Consider the following 17,091-nt stretch of genomic DNA (forward strand, 5'->3'; position numbering starts at 1 on the left):
GAAAACTGATATTGGTAAACCATAACTTAAGGTGCTACAATATCCTTAATCAAACTATTTGGAGGTCGTTTTATGACTCGTGATTTTAAATTTGAAACTTTGCAACTACATGCTGGTCAAGTTGTGGATCCAGCTACCAAATCTCGGGCAGTGCCGATTTATCAGACAACATCCTTTGTTTTTGATGATACGCAAGAAGGTGCAGATCTCTTTGCCTTGAGAAAACCAGGGAATATCTATACCCGTATTACCAATCCTACAACAGCGGCCTTTGAAGAACGAATTGCAGCACTTGAAGGTGGTGTAGGAGCTCTTGCAACAGCATCAGGTATGGCTGCAGTGACTTATACGATTTTGGCTCTTGCCCATGCGGGTGACCATGTTGTAGCGGCCTCAACTATTTACGGTGGAACTTTTAATCTCTTGAAAGAAACCCTTCCTCGTTATGGAATCACAACAACCTTTGTTGATGTGGATAATTTGGAGGAAGTAGAAGCAGCTATCAATGACAATACCAAGCTTGTCTTGATTGAAACCTTGGGTAACCCCTTGATTAACATTCCAGACCTGGAAAAACTGGCTGAGATTGCTCATAAGCATCAGATTCCACTCGTTTCTGACAATACCTTTGCTACACCTTATTTGATTAATGTTTTTTCTCACGGTGTAGATATTGCCATTCACTCTGCGACTAAGTTTATCGGTGGGCATGGTACAACTATTGGTGGAGTGATTGTCGACAGCGGTCGTTTTGACTGGGCAGCTTCAGGGAAATTTCCTCAATTTGTTGAGGAAGACCCAAGTTATCATAACTTGAGCTATACTCGTGATGTGGGTGCAGCAGCTTTTATTATCGCTGTCCGTGTTCAATTGCTCCGTGATACAGGTGCGGCCTTGTCGCCATTTAATGCCTTTCTCTTGCTACAAGGACTTGAAACCCTTTCTCTTCGTGTAGAACGCCATGTGCAAAATGCAGAGAAAATTGTTGATTTCCTTGTCAACCATCCTAAGGTAGAAAAAGTCAACTATCCAAAATTGGCAGATAGTCCTTACCATGCCTTGGCTGAGAAATACTTGCCAAAAGGTGTGGGCTCAATCTTTACCTTCCATGTCAAAGGTGGGGAGGCAGAAGCACGCAAGGTAATTGATCATTTAGAAATCTTTTCTGACCTAGCAAATGTGGCAGATGCTAAATCGCTTGTTGTCCATCCAGCAACAACCACTCACGGTCAATTGTCAGAAAAAGACCTAGAAGCAGCAGGTGTCACACCAAACCAAATCCGCTTGTCTATCGGTCTTGAAAATGTAGAGGATTTGATCGAAGATTTGCGCTTGGCCTTGGAAAAAATTTAAAGAAAAAGAAGATAAACAGTGGGTTTCGACTCACTGTTTTTGATTTTCCCTCAGGCATGATATAATGGTTACATAAGTCTAGAAAGAGGAAAGATATGAACGAAATCAAATGTCCCAACTGTGGGGAAGTCTTTACAGTAAATGAGAGCCAGTATGCTGAACTTTTATCCCAAGTGAGAACGGCAGAGTTTGATAAGGAACTATATGATCGGATGAAGCAGGAACTGGCCTTGGCTGAGCAAAAGGCCATGAATGAACAACAGTCTAAACTAGCTCAAAAAGACCAAGAAATCGCTCAATTGCAGAGTCAAATCCAAAACTTTGATACAGAAAAAGAATTGGCCAAAAAAGAGGTTGAACAGACAAGTAATCAGGCCTTATTGGCTAAGGACAAGGAAGTACAGGCTTTGGAAAACCAATTGGCGACCTTGCGTTTAGAGCATGAAAATCAGCTCCAAAAGACTCTTTCTGACCTAGAAAAAGAACGTGATCAGGTCAAAAATCAGCTTCTCTTACAAGAAAAAGAAAATGAGCTTTCTCTTTCTTCTGTTAAGCAAAACTATGAAGCCCAGCTCAAGGCAGCTAGTGAACAAGTCGAATTTTATAAGAATTTCAAGGCTCAACAATCTACAAAAGCGATTGGGGAAAGCCTGGAACAGTATGCAGAGAGTGAGTTTAACAAGGTCCGCAGTTTTGCCTTTCCAAATGCTTACTTTGAGAAGGATAACAAGGTCTCTGCGCGTGGGTCTAAGGGAGACTTTATCTTCCGTGAGTGTGATGAAAATGGAGTAGAGATTATCTCTATTATGTTCGAGATGAAAAATGAAGCGGACGGAACAGAGAAGAAGCACAAGAATGCAGATTTTTACAAGGAATTGGACAAGGACCGTCGGGAGAAAAATTGTGAATATGCAGTTTTAGTGACCATGCTTGAAGCTGACAATGACTACTTTAACACAGGGATTGTAGACGTTAGCCATGAGTATGAAAAGATGTATGTGGTTCGTCCTCAATTCTTTATCCAATTAATTGGGCTTTTGCGTAATGCGGCGCTAAATTCCCTAAAATACAAGCAGGAGTTGGCTTTGGTGCGCGAACAAAATATTGACATTACGCACTTTGAAGAAGACTTGGATGCCTTTAAGCTTGCTTTTGCTAAGAACTATAATTCGGCTTCGACCAACTTTGGTAAAGCTATTGATGAAATCGACAAGGCCATTAAGCGCATGGAAGAGGTCAAGAAATTCCTGACAACATCTGAAAACCAACTTCGCCTCGCAAACAATAAATTGGAAGATGTCTCTGTTAAAAAATTGACCCGAAAAAATCCAACCATGAAAGCGAAGTTTGAAGCATTGAAGGGGGAGTGAAAAAGCAGTGGAAAATGAATTATTATTGAATGCAGAAGAAGTATACGAGTCTGAAAATTTAAACTACGATGAGTTAGAAGAACTACTGGAACAACAATTTACAACTGAGTTTTCTAATATTGAAAAATTAGAATTAGAATGTAAAGAAATTAGTTCACCGGATAAATTAGGTGATGTTATTTTAGATGAAATTTGGAGTCAATTTGCGAACCAAATTGGTTTAGATATGACAAGCGACACGCTTCTTAAGCAGTATAATGATAAGCATCCTAATGGTTATACAAAAGAAGAGGGTGCTAAAATAATGAAAGATAAAAGGTATACTGATGCAAATAATGCTATGAAAGAAAGGCAAAAAAATGGAAATTTAAAGGATGAATATACTGGAAAAACAATAAAAATTAACGAAAAAGCTAATTTGGATCATGTCATACCAAGAAAACAGATTTTTGAAAACCCATGGAGGAAAATAGCAGATATTGAAACTTCTGATTTAGCCAATAAATCAGAAAATTTGGCAGGAACTAATGAATCTCTTAATAAAAGTAAAGGGGCAAAATCTAATAGCGAGTATATAAAGAAAAGAGAAGTAAGAGAAAAAAATCTAAAAGAACAAGTTGAAAGAGCTAATAAAAAAATTGATAAGATGAATATCTCAGATGCCGAAAAGCGAAATCTTAAGGCTGAAAGTAATAAAAAATTAAATGATAAATTGGCTGCTGATTCAGATAAGATGATTAAAGCTGAAAAAAGTGCAAAGAAAGCTATGTATAAACCAATAGCAAAGAAAGCTGCAGTTAGAATGGCACACAAGGCAGGTAAAGACGCAGTTAAAGCTATGTTTGTTGCAGCTTTATTTGGGATGTTGAAAGAAATAATGAATGCTTTGGTTCGTTTTTTTAAATCTAAAAAACGTTCGTTTGATACATTCTTAGATGAAATGAAAAATGCACTTCATTCCTTCTTTGGTAAAATTAGAGATTTTATTAAAGTGGGTGTAGACAGTTTTGTTGGAAGCATCGTAGGAGAAATTATTGGTGCTTTCGCTGAAAAACTAAGAAAGTTACCAAATTTGGTAAAACAATTATTTGGTTCAATTAGAGAAAGTATCTCTTATCTATCAAACCCTGAAAATCAATCTCATTCTACTGCAATTAAAATTGCCCATGTTTCAAAAATTATTACATCCGCATTATTAGGTGTAGGAGCAATGTTTTTAGGAGAATATTTTGAACAGTTCTTAAATAAGATACCAGGTATGACTTTTGAAATAAAACTTCTAGGAACAATTGCTAATATTTTAGGGATGTTCTTTGCAAGTTTACTAACTGGAATCTTGGGAGCAATCATCATTAACGGACTTGATGGCTTTATATCAAGGCAACTACAAGATGAGAACAAAAAACAACAAGCTGATAAGAAGAACGAATTGCTAAGAATTCAGGATGTTCAAATTTTTGTTGCCGAGCAAAATGTTGCTGTTAAGCGAAATGATATCTTCAGTAAGATGGCTAAGAACCATCAAAAACTAAGAGAACTACTTGGCAATGTTGATGAAGAGTTTTCTAATTCGAAGATTGATTTCAAACAGCGATTATTAGCTAATGAAATTTACTTTGATGAAAAGCAAAGTGAACTTGAAGAAATGCAAAATGCATTAAACGATTTATTATAGGAGAATGTTATGTCAGAAGAATTAGAGATTCAAGTTTTAGCAAATTCTGAAAGATTTAATGAAAAAAAACAAGAGCTAAAAGCCTTTAGTGAAGAGATCCCTGAACAGTCAGATTTACCAACAGTTCCAACAGATGATCCTATGTTAGGCTTTATTGGAATGGAATATGATGTTAAGGGTAAAGATTTAAACGCTCTTACTGATGCTGTTCAAAATAGAATGATTGAACAAAATATTCACATTAAAAAAATTATTCAGGAATTTAATACCATTTATGAAACATTCCAAATTTTAGATGATGAGTATATTCAAAGCATTTCAAAGTCTTTGATTGCAGCCAAAGAGGCAAATAATAAAGCTATACAGGGATTGCACGAGATAGAAGAATATCAAACTGGTAATAAAAAACTATTAGATGATGTTTTTAAACAGAATAAAGATTTAATTGATATATTGAAGAAACATCATAAAAAGCTAGAGGAGTTAGAACAACTTGAAGAGAAGCAAAGTGAAATTCAAATTGAAATTGATATTTTAAAAGCGAAGCTAAAATCATTAGTGAAAATAGAAAATAGTTTTAACGATTTGCATTTACAAGTTGAAGAAACACAAAACAATCTTAAAAACGATGTAGACAAGATGAATGTTAGATTAATAGAGGAAAGTAAAAATCTTACTTTAATTGTCGAGAAATTTCAAACTGAACTAGAGGAAAAACAAAAAGAGATTAGTTTACTTAGAAAAGGATTCTATACTCTTGGAGTCGCTGTTGTTATAATAGTATTATTTCTATTGTTTAAAGGAATGTAGATGATTAGTGAAGCTTATTTAAAATTGTTAAAATTGGAAGTGAAAAAACTGGATGATTTAACAAATAATACTTATGAATTAGAAATAATTCTTCAAGATATAGTTGATAATCTTAAAAATGCTGAGTTAGAATTTATAAAACGATTAGGAAACTTGACAAGTAAAGAGACATTCTCAAAAATCAAAGATAAGCAAACTAGTATATTGGAATTATTGTATAAATATCTTGGTTCTAGAGTTATTGATACAAATTATTTGATTTTGAAAGAAACAAATCATAAATCATTTGAAGAACTAGCAAATGATTTAAAGTCACTAATAGGTTTAGAAAATGTAAAGAAAGAAATAGAAGACTTAGTAGCATTTAATAAAGTTCAGCAAAGTAGAGAAAAAATCGGTCTTAAAAAAACAAATAGAACTATGCATATGGCGTTTTTAGGTAATCCAGGTACAGGTAAAACAACAGTTGCTAGAATTGTTGGTAATATGTATCGTTCTCTAGGAATACTAAGTAAAGGTCACTTTATAGAGGCAAGTAGAACAGACTTAATAGCAGAATATCAAGGACAGACGGCTTCGAAAGTGAAGAGATTGATACAAAAAGCCAAAGGTGGTGTATTGTTTATTGATGAAGCATATAGTATTACTGAAAACGATAAAAGTGATAGTTATGGTCGAGAGTGTTTAACTGAGTTAACAAAAGCATTAGAAGACTATCGTGATGATTTGGTGGTTATTGTTGCTGGATATGATGAATTGATGAAAAAATTTTTTGAATCTAATCCTGGGTTAAAATCAAGATTTAATTATTTTATTATGTTTGAAGATTATACTGTGGACCAAATGTTTGATATTTTTCTTTCATATTGCAAAAATGAAGAGTACATTTTGCATGATTCTGCAAAAGAAAAATTAAAAAAATATTTAGAATTACATAGTAGTAATCCTGAAAATAAAAATGCAAATGGGCGATTTGTAAGAAATGTATTTGACAGGATAATTATGAACCAAGCAATAAGATTAGCCACACTATCTTTTGTTACAAAAGATAATTACATTACAATTCTTGAAGAAGATATTTCATGAATGAAATTAGAAAGCAAAAATGAACGGTATTATCAACTTAAAAAAAGAAGCGGGGATGACCTCGCATGATGCGGTTTTTAAACTGCGTAAGATTTTGGGAACCAAGAAGATTGGTCATGGTGGGACCTTGGATCCGGATGTGGTGGGTGTTTTGCCGATTGCAGTTGGTAAGGCGACACGAATGGTCGAGTTTATGCAGGATGAGGGCAAGGTCTATGAGGGTGAAATCACTCTTGGTTATTCAACAACGACTGAGGATGCCAGTGGTGAGGTTGTCGCAGAGACCCCTGTTTTGTCGCACTTGGATGAAAAGCTTGTCGATGAAGCGATTGCTAGCTTGACTGGGCCTATTACTCAGATTCCACCTATGTATTCAGCTGTTAAGGTTAATGGTCGTAAGCTTTATGAGTATGCGCGTGCTGGTCAGGAAGTGGAGCGTCCAGAACGTCAGGTGACCATTTATCAATTTGATCGAACAAGTCCGATTTCTTATGAGGATCACCTCGCACGATTCACTTTTCGTGTGAAATGTAGTAAGGGGACTTATATCCGTACCTTGTCAGTTGACTTGGGAGAGAAGCTTGGTTATGCGGCCCATATGTCACATCTGACTCGAACTAGTGCAGGTGGTTTGCAACTAGAAGATGCTCTTACCTTGGAAGAAATTGCTGAAAAAGTAGAGGCTGGTCAACTGGACTTTCTCCATCCTCTAGAGATTGGAACAGGTGACCTTGTCAAAGTTTTCCTAAGTCCAGAAGAGGCTACAGAAGTGCGCTTTGGTCGCTTTATTGAGCTCGGCCAAACAAATCAAGAATTGGCTGCTTTTGAAGGAGATAAATTACTAGCTATTCTAGAAAAACGGGACAATCTCTATAAGCCAAGGAAGGTTTTTAGCTAGTCTAACTGAGGTGTAGGGAGTGTTGTTTCCCCTAGACTATCCAAATCAGACTATAAATTTTGCAAAAAATGTGATAGAATAGACGACGGATAAAAAAACGGAGGATAGCATGCAAAATAGACCAATCATTATCGGAGTGACAGGTGGTTCTGGTGGTGGTAAGACCAGTGTTTCAAGAGCCATTTTATCGCATTTTCCAGATGAAAAGATTTCCATGATTGAGCATGATTCATACTACAAGGATCAGTCTCATTTGACCTTTGAAGAGCGTGTCAAAACCAACTATGACCATCCTTTTGCCTTTGATACAGACTTGATGATCGAGCAGATTAAGGAATTGTTGGCAGGGCGTCCGGTGGACATCCCGACTTATGACTATACAGAGCATACACGGAGTAGCAAGACTTATCGTCAGGAGCCTCAAGATGTCTTTATCGTTGAGGGGATTTTGGTCTTGGAGGACAAGCGCCTGCGTGATTTGATGGATATCAAAATTTTTGTGGATACGGATGATGATGTGCGCATTATTCGTCGTATCAAGCGTGATATGGAAGAGCGTGGCCGTAGCCTTGATAGCGTTATTGACCAGTATTTAGGTGTGGTTAAACCAATGTATCACCAGTTTATCGAGCCAACCAAGCGTTATGCGGATATCGTCATTCCTGAGGGAGTCAGCAATACAGTTGCTATCGATCTTTTGACGACCAAGATTGCAAAGATTTTGGAAGAAGCTCGAAACAGCAAATAATCAGATGTGGAGGCCTTGCCTCCTTTTTCTATTTTTCTCTCATAATGGTACATAAATGGAGATTTTTAGGCATATTTTTGGTATAATAATACCCATGAAAGAGCAAGAAAATGAATAGTAGGTGGAGATGGAAAAGTATTTATCGGTAACAACTTTGACCAAGTATCTGAAAATGAAATTCGATAAAGACCTTTACTTGGAACGGGTCTATTTAACTGGTCAAGTTTCCAACTTTCGTAAACGACCTACTCACCAATATTTCTCCCTAAAAGATGACCATGCAGTTATTCAAGCGACCATCTGGTCTGGGATTTATCAGAAATTAGGTTTCGAACTGGAAGAAGGGATGAAGATCAATGTGATTGGGCGTGTGCAGGTCTATGAACCAAGTGGTAGCTACTCCATCATTATTGAAAAAGCTGAGCCTGATGGGGTTGGGGCGCTCGCGATTCAGTTTGAACAACTCAAGAAAAAATTGACAGAAGAAGGCCTGTTTCAAGAAGGCTTCAAGCAACCTCTGCCCCAATTTTCTAAGAGAATTGGTGTAGTAACCAGTCGCAGTGGAGCCGTGATTCGAGATATTATTACGACCGTCAGCAGGCGCTTTCCAGGTGTCGATATCCTTCTCTATCCGACCAAGGTACAAGGTGAGGGTTCTGCGGAGGAAATTGCTTGTAATATTGCGCGTGCTAATCAACGTGACGATTTGGACTTGCTGATTATTGGTCGTGGAGGGGGTTCTATCGAGGATCTTTGGGCCTTTAACGAAGAAATTGTGGTACGAGCTATTTTTGAATCTCGTTTGCCAGTTATCTCTAGTGTGGGACATGAGACAGATGTGACTTTAGCAGATTTTGTGGCAGATCGCCGCGCTGCGACGCCAACAGCTGCAGCTGAACTAGCAACACCTGTGACCAAGTTGGATGTATTAGCTCATTTGCAAAACCAGGAAAAACGGATGGCAACGGCAGTACGAAATGTCCTATCGAAGAAACAAGAAGCTTTGAAAAAATGCAGTCAGTCTGTTATCTTTAGACAGCCAGAGCGTTTGTATGATGGCTATTTGCAACGGCTAGACCAATTACAACTGCGCTTGAAACAAAGTTTGCGAACACGGATTTCTGATAGCAAACAAATTGTCCAAGCAAGGACGCATCTACTGGTTCAGTTATCACCTGTTGCCAAAATTCAACGTTATCAGGACCGGCTTGCTCAGTTGGACAAACTCTTACGTAGCCAAATGGCGCTGGTTTATGATGCCAAGATTGCTGAGGTCAAGAGACTTTCAGAAGCACTTCTGATGTTGGATACCAGTCGAATCGTGGCGCGTGGTTATGCTATTGTCAAAAAAGAAGAGTCAGTAGTTGATTCGGTTGAGAGTTTGAAGAAAAAAGACCAAGTGACGCTTTTGATGCGAGATGGTCAAGTAGAATTAGAGGTTAAAGATGTCAAAACAAAAGAAATTTGAGGAAAATCTAGCAGAACTGGAGACCATTGTCCAAAGTTTGGAAAATGGTGAAATTGCTCTGGAAGATGCGATTGCTGCCTTTCAAAAGGGTATGGTCTTGTCAAAAGAGCTCCAAGCGACGCTGGACAAGGCTGAAAAGACCTTGGTCAAGGTCATGCAAGAAGACGGAACAGAAAGTGATTTTGAATGAAGAAGCAAGAAAAATTAGCTCTTGTCGAGTCAGCCTTGGAAGACTTTTATGGAGACCAGCAGTTTGCCTCTAGTTTGCGAGGGTCTGTTCTCTATTCCATTCATGCTGGTGGCAAGCGTATTCGCCCTTTTCTCTTGTTGGAAGTTTTGGAAGCCTTGCAGGTCGCTATTAAACCTGCTCACGCGCAGGTGGCTGCGGCCTTGGAAATGATTCATACAGGGAGCTTGATTCATGATGATCTTCCTGCTATGGATGATGATGATTATCGTCGAGGGCGTTTGACCAATCATAAGAAATTTGGAGAAGCTATGGCCATTTTGGCAGGAGATGCTTTATTCCTAGATCCCTATGCCTTGATAGCGCAGGCAGATTTGCCCAGTCATATAAAGGTAGACTTGATTGCCAACTTATCGCTTGCTTCAGGTAGTCTGGGAATGGTGGCAGGGCAGGTTTTGGACATGGAGGGAGAACACCAACATTTGTCTTTGGAAGAACTCCAGACTATTCATGCTAATAAGACTGGAAAATTACTAGCTTATCCCTTCCAAGCAGCTGCTATCATAGCAGAATTGGCACCTGAGATGCAGGTAAAATTGAAAACTGTAGGTGAATTGATTGGACTGGCCTTTCAAGTCAGAGACGATGTGTTGGATGTGACAGCTAGTTTTGAGGAAATCGGCAAGACACCTCAAAAGGACTTACAGGCAGAAAAATCAACCTATCCAGCTTTGTTGGGCTTGGAAGAGGCTATTGCCTTTTGTAACCAAACTCTGGATCAAGCTAATGCCAAATTGGAAGAAATTGCCCAGCAGGTTCCCTTTGAGATAGAATCGATTGTAAGAGTAGTAGAAAGTTTGAGAATCAATGGCTAAGGAAAGAGTGGATGTACTAGCTTATAAACAGGGTTTGTTTGAAACGCGAGAACAAGCCAAGCGCGGTGTGATGGCTGGCCTAGTCGTAGCAGTCCTTAATGGAGAACGGTTTGACAAACCAGGAGAAAAAATCCCAGATGACACCGAGCTAAAACTCAAGGGTGAAAAACTCAAGTATGTTAGCCGTGGTGGCTTGAAATTAGAAAAGGCCTTGCAGGTCTTTGATTTGTCAGTAGAAGGGGCAACAACGATTGATATCGGTGCCTCTACTGGAGGTTTTACCGATGTTATGCTACAGAATGGTGCTGAGTTGGTCTTTGCAGTCGATGTTGGTACCAACCAGTTGGCTTGGAAATTACGCCAAGACCCACGAGTTGTCAGCATGGAACAGTTTAATTTCCGCTATGCTGAAAAGACTGACTTTGAAAAGGAACCGAGCTTTGCCAGTATTGATGTGAGTTTCATTTCCCTAAGTTTGATTCTGCCAGCCTTGCACCGAGTCTTGGCAGATCAAGGTCAGGTTGTGGCTCTAGTTAAGCCACAGTTTGAGGCAGGTCGTGAGCAGATTGGGAAAAATGGAATTATTCGCGATGCTAAAGTTCATCAGAATGTCCTTGAATCTGTCACAGCTATGGCAGTAGAGGAAGGATTTTCAGTCCTTGGATTGGACTTTTCTCCCATCCAAGGTGGACATGGAAATATTGAGTTTTTAATGTATTTGAAAAAAGAAGATTCAGCAAGCAATCAGGTTCTTGCTGAAATTAAAGAAGTAGTAGAGAGGGCGCATAGTCAATTTAAAAATGAATAAAAAAGAGAGACTTGAAAAAATTAGACGATTTGTGACGGATTATCAAATCGGTACGCAAGAAGAAATCGTAGAACATCTGAAAGAAGCAGGCATCAGTGCCACTCAGGCAACGGTATCACGAGATATCAAAGAGCTAGGTATTGTCAAAATTCCTTTGAGAGACAACACCTATGTCTATGAATTGCCAAAATCAATCGTGAAAAGTTTGCAACTAGCTGAAGACAATATAGAATCTGCTGAATTGATGGACAAGATGATCAATCTCCAAGTCATTCCAGGAAATACGGCTTTTGTAAAAGCTCAGTTAATTGAGACTTTTGCGGACAAGATTTTTAGCTGTTTAGCTGATGATAGCTCGATTTTAGTCATTGCCAGAAGTGAAAGTCTAGCTGAGGAAATCTTTGAACAAGTAAAAAATTGGTAGGTCTGTATGTTACTTGAAATTTCGATAAAAAACTTTGCCATTATTGAGGCTATTTCCCTCAATTTTGAGAAGGGTATGACTGTCCTGACTGGTGAAACGGGTGCAGGGAAGTCAATTATCATTGATGCCATGAATATGATGTTGGGAGCTCGTGCGACGACAGATGTTATTCGTCATGGTGCGCCAAAGGCAGAGATAGAGGGGCTTTTCTCAGTTGAGAATAGTCGCCTTTTACAGGAAATTTTTGATGAGCAAGGTTTGGAATTGGGTGATGAAATCATCATCCGTCGGGAAATCTTGCAAAATGGTAGGAGTATCAGCCGTGTGAATGGCCAGATGGTCAATCTGTCTGTTTTGCGTGCTATTGGGCAACATCTGGTGGATATACATGGTCAGCATGACCAAGAAGAGTTAATGCGTCCTCAACTGCATATCCAGATGTTGGATGAATTTGGTGATACAGCCTTTTGGGTCTTGAAAGAAACCTATCAAACGAGTTTTGATGCCTACCGTAAAATGCGTAAGCAGGTTCTGGAAGTCAAGAAAAACCAACAGGAACACAAGGCACGTATTGAAATGTTGGAATTTCAAATGGCAGAGATTGAGGCAGCAAACTTACATGCTGGAGAAGATCTGGCTCTCAATCAAGAGCGAGAGAAACTCCTCAACCATAAAAATATTGCGGATACACTGACCAATGCCTACAGCATGTTGGACAATGACGATTTTTCAAGTCTGGCCAATGTTCGTTCGGCCATGAATGACATGGAAAGTGTTGAAGAGTACGACCCGGAATATCGTGAAATTTCAAGCTCACTATCTGAGACCTACTATGTCTTAGAAGACATTAGCAAACGTCTGGAAGCTATTATTGAGGACCTTGATTTTGACGGCAATCGTCTTATGCAGGTCGAGAATCGCTTGGATCTCCTTCATACCATTACCCGTAAGTATGGTGGGACTGTAGACGATGTCTTGCTTTATTTTGCCAAGATTACGGAAGAATACAATCTCTTGACAGGCAACAACCTTTCGTCTGAGGACATGGAAGCTGAGCTCAAGAAATTGGAAGTCAATCTTGTTGATTTGGCAGGCCAGCTTGCATCTGCTCGTCATGACTTGGCCCAGCAGCTAGAAGCAGAGATTAAACAAGAACTGCAGGATCTGTATATGGAAAAAGCTCAGTTTCAGGTTCGTTTTAACAAGGGCAAATTCAGTCGTGAGGGCAATGAAATGGTCGAGTTTTACATTTCAACCAACCCTGGCGAAGACTTTAAACCCTTGGTTAAGGTTGCGTCTGGTGGGGAATTGTCTCGCCTCATGCTAGCAATTAAGTCTGCCTTTTCTCGTAAAGAGGGCAAGACTAGTATTGTCTTTGATGAGGTGGATACGGGAGTTTCAGGTCGTGTAGCTCAGGCTATTGCTCAGAAGATTCATAAAATTGGCCAACATGGTCAGGTTCTAGCTATTTCCCATTTGCCACAAGTGATTGCGATTGCGGATTATCAATTCTTTATTGAGAAGATTAGCAATGACCATTCAACAGTTTCGACTGTTCGTCTCTTGACGGTTGAAGAGCGAGTGGAAGAAGTTGCCAAGATGTTGGCAGGTGATGATGTGACAGAAGCTGCCCTATCGCAAGCCAGAGAATTGTTGAGAAACAGGGAGAAGTAAGATGACAGACTATTATGTTATTGGAGATGTTCACGGAAAAGCTGGGATGCTGGAAGACCTTCTCAAAACATGGGATGGTCAGACCCAATTGCTCTTTCTAGGAGATTTGATTGACCGTGGTGAGGATAGTCGCCGCGTCCTTGAAATGGTTAAGGACTTAGTAGATAATCAAGGGGCTATCTGTTTGTCTGGAAATCATGAGTATATGTTTTTAACTTGGCTTGATGATCCTGAAGAAAGCTATGACCACTATCGTCGTAATGGTGGTGATACAACCATTAACTCTATCTTAGGTCGTCCTCTGGATGCACCAGTTGATGGAGTTGAGGATGCCAAGCGTGTTGCTACTGAAGCGGCAGACTTGGTCGAATTCATTCGTCAAATGCCATTTGTAGTAGAGACAGACAAGTATATCTTTGTTCACGCAGGTATTGATTTGACTTTGGATGACTGGCATGAAACCACAGATTATAAAAAAGTGTGGCTCAGAAAACCATTCCACGAAGCCGAAAATCATACTGGAAAAATCATTGTCTTTGGTCATACGCCAGTTTATGGTTTGTTAAAGCAAGAGCGTGGTACTGCTGAGCTTTGGGTGACAGAAGACGGTAAGATTGGAATGGATGGAGGAGCTGTTTATGGTGGTGTCCTTCATGGAATCGTCTTTACAGACCAAGGAATGACAGAACACCACTTTATCGAGAATGACGGCTTTGTCGCTGAAGATTAGTACTCCTAGCAGGGTATGGTCTTGTCAAAATGTCAAAAACAATTTATAATAAATAGATACCCTGAAAGGAAGAGAATCATGAACTTAGAAGAATTGAAAAAACGACAGGAGAAGATCCGTAACTTCTCTATTATCGCCCATATTGACCACGGGAAATCGACTCTAGCAGACCGCATTTTGGAAAAAACAGAGACTGTTTCAAGTCGTGAAATGCAGGCCCAGCTTTTGGATAGTATGGATTTAGAACGGGAACGTGGGATTACCATTAAGTTGAATGCCATTGAGTTGAATTACACGGCAAAAGATGGGGAAACTTATATTTTCCACTTGATTGACACGCCAGGACACGTTGACTTTACCTATGAAGTTTCGCGTTCGCTCGCCGCCTGTGAGGGAGCGATTTTGGTGGTTGATGCCGCTCAAGGGATTGAGGCTCAAACCCTTACCAACGTTTATCTAGCCTTGGACAATGATTTGGAAATCATGCCAGTCATTAACAAAATTGACCTGCCAGCAGCGGATCCAGAGCGCGTGCGTACAGAGATTGAAGATGTCATTGGTCTAGATGCCAGCGAAGTAGTCTTAGCATCAGCTAAAGCTGGTATTGGTATCGAAGAAATTCTCGAGCAAATTGTAGAAAAAGTACCAGCACCAACGGGTGATGTGACGGCGCCACTTAAGGCTTTGATTTTCGACTCTGTTTACGATGCTTACCGTGGAGTTATTCTTCAAGTGCGTGTCATGGATGGGGTGGTCAAACCTGGCGATAAGATCCAGCTCATGAGTAATGGCAAGACTTTTGATGTGACAGAAGTCGGTATCTTTACACCCAAAGCAGTTGGTCGTGATTTCCTTGCGACTGGTGATGTTGGTTATATTGCGGCTTCTATCAAGACGGTTCAGGATACGCGTGTGGGTGATACCGTTACCTTGGCAACCAATCCTGCGGCAGAGCCCTTACATGGTTACAAGCAGATGAATCCTATGGTCTTTGCGGGTCTTTACCCAATTGAGTCAAACAAGTACAATGACCTGCGTGAAGCACTTGAAAAATTGCAACTGAATGATGCTAGTCTTCAGTTTGAACCAGAAACATCTCAGGCACTTGGATTTGGTTTCCGTTGTGGTTTCCTTGGACTTCTCCATATGGATGTTATCCAAGAACGTTTGGAACGTGAGTTCAACATCGACCTCATCATGACAGCTCCGTCCGTTATCTATAAGGTTAATTTGACCGACGGTGAGTCTATGGATGTGTCTAACCCATCTGAGTTCCCAGACCCAACCAAGATTGCAACCATTGAAGAGCCTTATGTTAAGGCGCAAATCATGGTACCACAGGAATTCGTCGGAGCAGTAATGGAGCTAGCTCAGCGTAAGCGTGGGGACTTTGTGACTATGGATTATATCGATGATAACCGTGTCAATGTTATCTATCAAATTCCACTTGCTGAAATCGTCTTTGATTTCTTTGATAAGCTCAAGTCTTCAACACGTGGTTATGCAAGCTTTGACTATGAATTGTCAGAGTACCGCCCATCTAAATTGGTTAAAATGGATATCCTTCTCAATGGAGACAAGGTGGATGCTCTCAGCTTTATCGTTCACAAGGACTTTGCTTATGAACGTGGGAAACTCATCGTTGATAAGCTCAAGAAAATTATCCCTCGCCAACAATTTGAGGTGCCAATTCAAGCAGCTATTGGACACAAGATTGTCGCTCGTACTGATATCAAGGCCCTTCGTAAAAACGTACTTGCCAAGTGTTATGGTGGTGACGTTTCTCGTAAACGTAAACTCCTTGAAAAACAAAAAGCTGGTAAGAAACGTATGAAAGCTATCGGATCGGTAGAAGTCCCACAAGAAGCCTTCCTCAGCGTTTTGAGCATGGATGAGGAATAAGTTATCAGAATTGTTTCTTCTTATTCAAAGGAAATTTATATAAGAATCAATAGTAAAGCAGGCTTAGATGGTCTGCTTTTCTAATTTCTAGAACAGAAAAAATGTTTAAAATGTTTGTTTATGTGTTTGTTTTTATGCAACAATCTAAAAAAACAACAAAAATATAAAAAAAGAGACAAAAAACAACATAAAAATATTGACAACGATTTCATATAGTGTTATACTTATAGCATAAAGTTAATGGAAAGAAGGGAAAACCTTATGGGATTAGATCATTTCTTTGACAAAAACCTTGTGTTTTGCTTAGAAGCGGATAATCAAGAACATCTCTTTGATCAGGTTGCAACTTTATTGGAAGAACGAGAAATCGTAACTCCAACCTATCGTGAAGCCTTGATCACGCGTGAAAAGTCATTTCCAACTGGTTTAGATATGGAATTTTTAGGTAAGGATTTGCCGAATGTGGCTATTCCTCACACAGATATTATTCATAATCTTGCCGAAAAAGTTGTGGTCGTTCGATTAGAGAAACCGGTGACTTTCCACAACATGATTGCACCAGATAAGGAAGTAGAAGTATCCTTGCTCTTCTTTATCATTAATAACTCAAGTTCAAGTCAAACGAACATTCTTGCTCAGTTGATGGACTTCTTTACTGGAAATGGTCATCTTGAAGAACTATCAAAAATTTCTGAACCAGAAGCCCTCTATGCTTATATAGCTGAAGCAATTGCTTAATCTTGTCTATTAAAAATATTAAATCGGAGGAAATCCATATGATTAAAATTCTTGCTGCCTGCGGTGCAGGTGTTAACTCAAGCCACCAAATTAAAAGTGCTCTTGAAGAAGAACTTTCAAACCGCGGTTTTGATGTTCACTGTGATGCAGTCATGGTAAAAGACGTTAACGAAGATCTTATCAAAGGTTATGACATCTTCACACCAATTGCTGCTACAGATCTTGGTTTTGACCCAGGTATTCCAGTTATCGAAGCTGGACCAATCTTATTCCGTATCCCAGCAATGAGTGCTCCAGTATTTGACAATATTGAAGCAGCTATCAAAGAACACGGGTTAAGCTAAT

17 protein-coding genes are annotated in these 17,091 nt (G+C 39.4%); all 17 read left to right on the forward strand.

Going from position 1 to position 17,091, the window contains the following annotated elements:
- Positions 1-72 precede the first annotated feature (72 nt).
- Positions 73-1,353: an O-acetylhomoserine aminocarboxypropyltransferase/cysteine synthase family protein gene (locus tag O3601_RS00825; RefSeq protein WP_000196318.1), complete on the forward strand. Its 1,281-nt coding sequence runs from the start codon at positions 73-75 to the stop codon at positions 1,351-1,353.
- A gap of 95 nt (positions 1,354-1,448) precedes the next feature.
- Positions 1,449-2,723, forward strand: a complete 1,275-nt coding sequence (locus tag O3601_RS00830; RefSeq protein WP_371470408.1) for a DUF2130 domain-containing protein — start codon at positions 1,449-1,451, stop codon at positions 2,721-2,723.
- A gap of 7 nt (positions 2,724-2,730) precedes the next feature.
- Positions 2,731-4,398 carry a hypothetical protein gene (locus O3601_RS00835; protein WP_371470409.1) on the forward strand — a complete coding sequence of 556 codons (1,668 nt, stop codon included), beginning with the start codon at positions 2,731-2,733 and terminating at the stop codon, positions 4,396-4,398.
- Positions 4,399-4,407: 9 nt separating this feature from the next.
- Positions 4,408-5,208, forward strand: a complete 801-nt coding sequence (locus tag O3601_RS00840) for a hypothetical protein (RefSeq protein ID WP_371470411.1) — start codon at positions 4,408-4,410, stop codon at positions 5,206-5,208.
- On the forward strand, positions 5,209-6,294 hold the full coding sequence (locus O3601_RS00845) for an AAA family ATPase (RefSeq protein ID WP_371470413.1): 1,086 nt from the start codon (positions 5,209-5,211) through the stop codon (positions 6,292-6,294).
- 19 nt (positions 6,295-6,313) lie between these two features.
- The gene (truB, locus tag O3601_RS00850; protein ID WP_371470415.1) at positions 6,314-7,192 is read left to right on the forward strand and encodes a tRNA pseudouridine(55) synthase TruB; all 879 of its coding nucleotides are present in this window, start codon (positions 6,314-6,316) and stop codon (positions 7,190-7,192) included.
- Positions 7,193-7,301: 109 nt separating this feature from the next.
- Positions 7,302-7,940: a uridine kinase gene (udk, locus tag O3601_RS00855; protein WP_001181376.1), complete on the forward strand. Its 639-nt coding sequence runs from the start codon at positions 7,302-7,304 to the stop codon at positions 7,938-7,940.
- A 127-nt stretch (positions 7,941-8,067) separates the two neighbouring features.
- Positions 8,068-9,408, forward strand: coding sequence for an exodeoxyribonuclease VII large subunit (xseA, locus tag O3601_RS00860; RefSeq protein ID WP_371470418.1), 1,341 nt, complete (start codon positions 8,068-8,070; stop codon positions 9,406-9,408).
- The gene (locus tag O3601_RS00865) at positions 9,386-9,598 is read left to right on the forward strand and encodes an exodeoxyribonuclease VII small subunit (protein ID WP_000043226.1); all 213 of its coding nucleotides are present in this window, start codon (positions 9,386-9,388) and stop codon (positions 9,596-9,598) included. Before xseA ends, O3601_RS00865 begins: the two co-directional genes overlap by 23 nt.
- Positions 9,595-10,470 carry a polyprenyl synthetase family protein gene (locus O3601_RS00870; RefSeq protein ID WP_371470421.1) on the forward strand — a complete coding sequence of 292 codons (876 nt, stop codon included), beginning with the start codon at positions 9,595-9,597 and terminating at the stop codon, positions 10,468-10,470. The genes O3601_RS00865 and O3601_RS00870 overlap by 4 nt, the downstream gene beginning before the upstream one ends.
- Complete coding sequence (locus O3601_RS00875) at positions 10,463-11,278, forward strand: TlyA family RNA methyltransferase (RefSeq protein ID WP_371470423.1); 816 nt, start codon at positions 10,463-10,465, stop codon at positions 11,276-11,278. Before O3601_RS00870 ends, O3601_RS00875 begins: the two co-directional genes overlap by 8 nt.
- Positions 11,271-11,702, forward strand: coding sequence for an arginine repressor (locus O3601_RS00880; protein WP_136936852.1), 432 nt, complete (start codon positions 11,271-11,273; stop codon positions 11,700-11,702). The genes O3601_RS00875 and O3601_RS00880 overlap by 8 nt, the downstream gene beginning before the upstream one ends.
- Before the next feature lie 6 nt (positions 11,703-11,708).
- Positions 11,709-13,376, forward strand: coding sequence for a DNA repair protein RecN (recN, locus tag O3601_RS00885; protein WP_371470425.1), 1,668 nt, complete (start codon positions 11,709-11,711; stop codon positions 13,374-13,376).
- 1 nt (position 13,377) lies between these two features.
- Positions 13,378-14,106, forward strand: a complete 729-nt coding sequence (locus tag O3601_RS00890; RefSeq protein ID WP_371470427.1) for a metallophosphoesterase family protein — start codon at positions 13,378-13,380, stop codon at positions 14,104-14,106.
- 78 nt (positions 14,107-14,184) lie between these two features.
- Positions 14,185-16,008 (forward strand): translation elongation factor 4, encoded by a 1,824-nt coding sequence (gene lepA / locus O3601_RS00895; protein WP_371470429.1) that lies wholly within the window; start codon positions 14,185-14,187, stop codon positions 16,006-16,008.
- A 261-nt stretch (positions 16,009-16,269) separates the two neighbouring features.
- Complete coding sequence (locus O3601_RS00900) at positions 16,270-16,746, forward strand: PTS sugar transporter subunit IIA (RefSeq protein ID WP_371470431.1); 477 nt, start codon at positions 16,270-16,272, stop codon at positions 16,744-16,746.
- A gap of 38 nt (positions 16,747-16,784) precedes the next feature.
- Positions 16,785-17,090 carry a PTS sugar transporter subunit IIB gene (locus O3601_RS00905; protein ID WP_000590547.1) on the forward strand — a complete coding sequence of 102 codons (306 nt, stop codon included), beginning with the start codon at positions 16,785-16,787 and terminating at the stop codon, positions 17,088-17,090.
- Position 17,091: the final 1 nt, after the last annotated feature.

It is taken from the genome of Streptococcus sp. 20925_1_69 (genome assembly GCF_041432365.1).
GTDB lineage: Bacteria > Bacillota > Bacilli > Lactobacillales > Streptococcaceae > Streptococcus.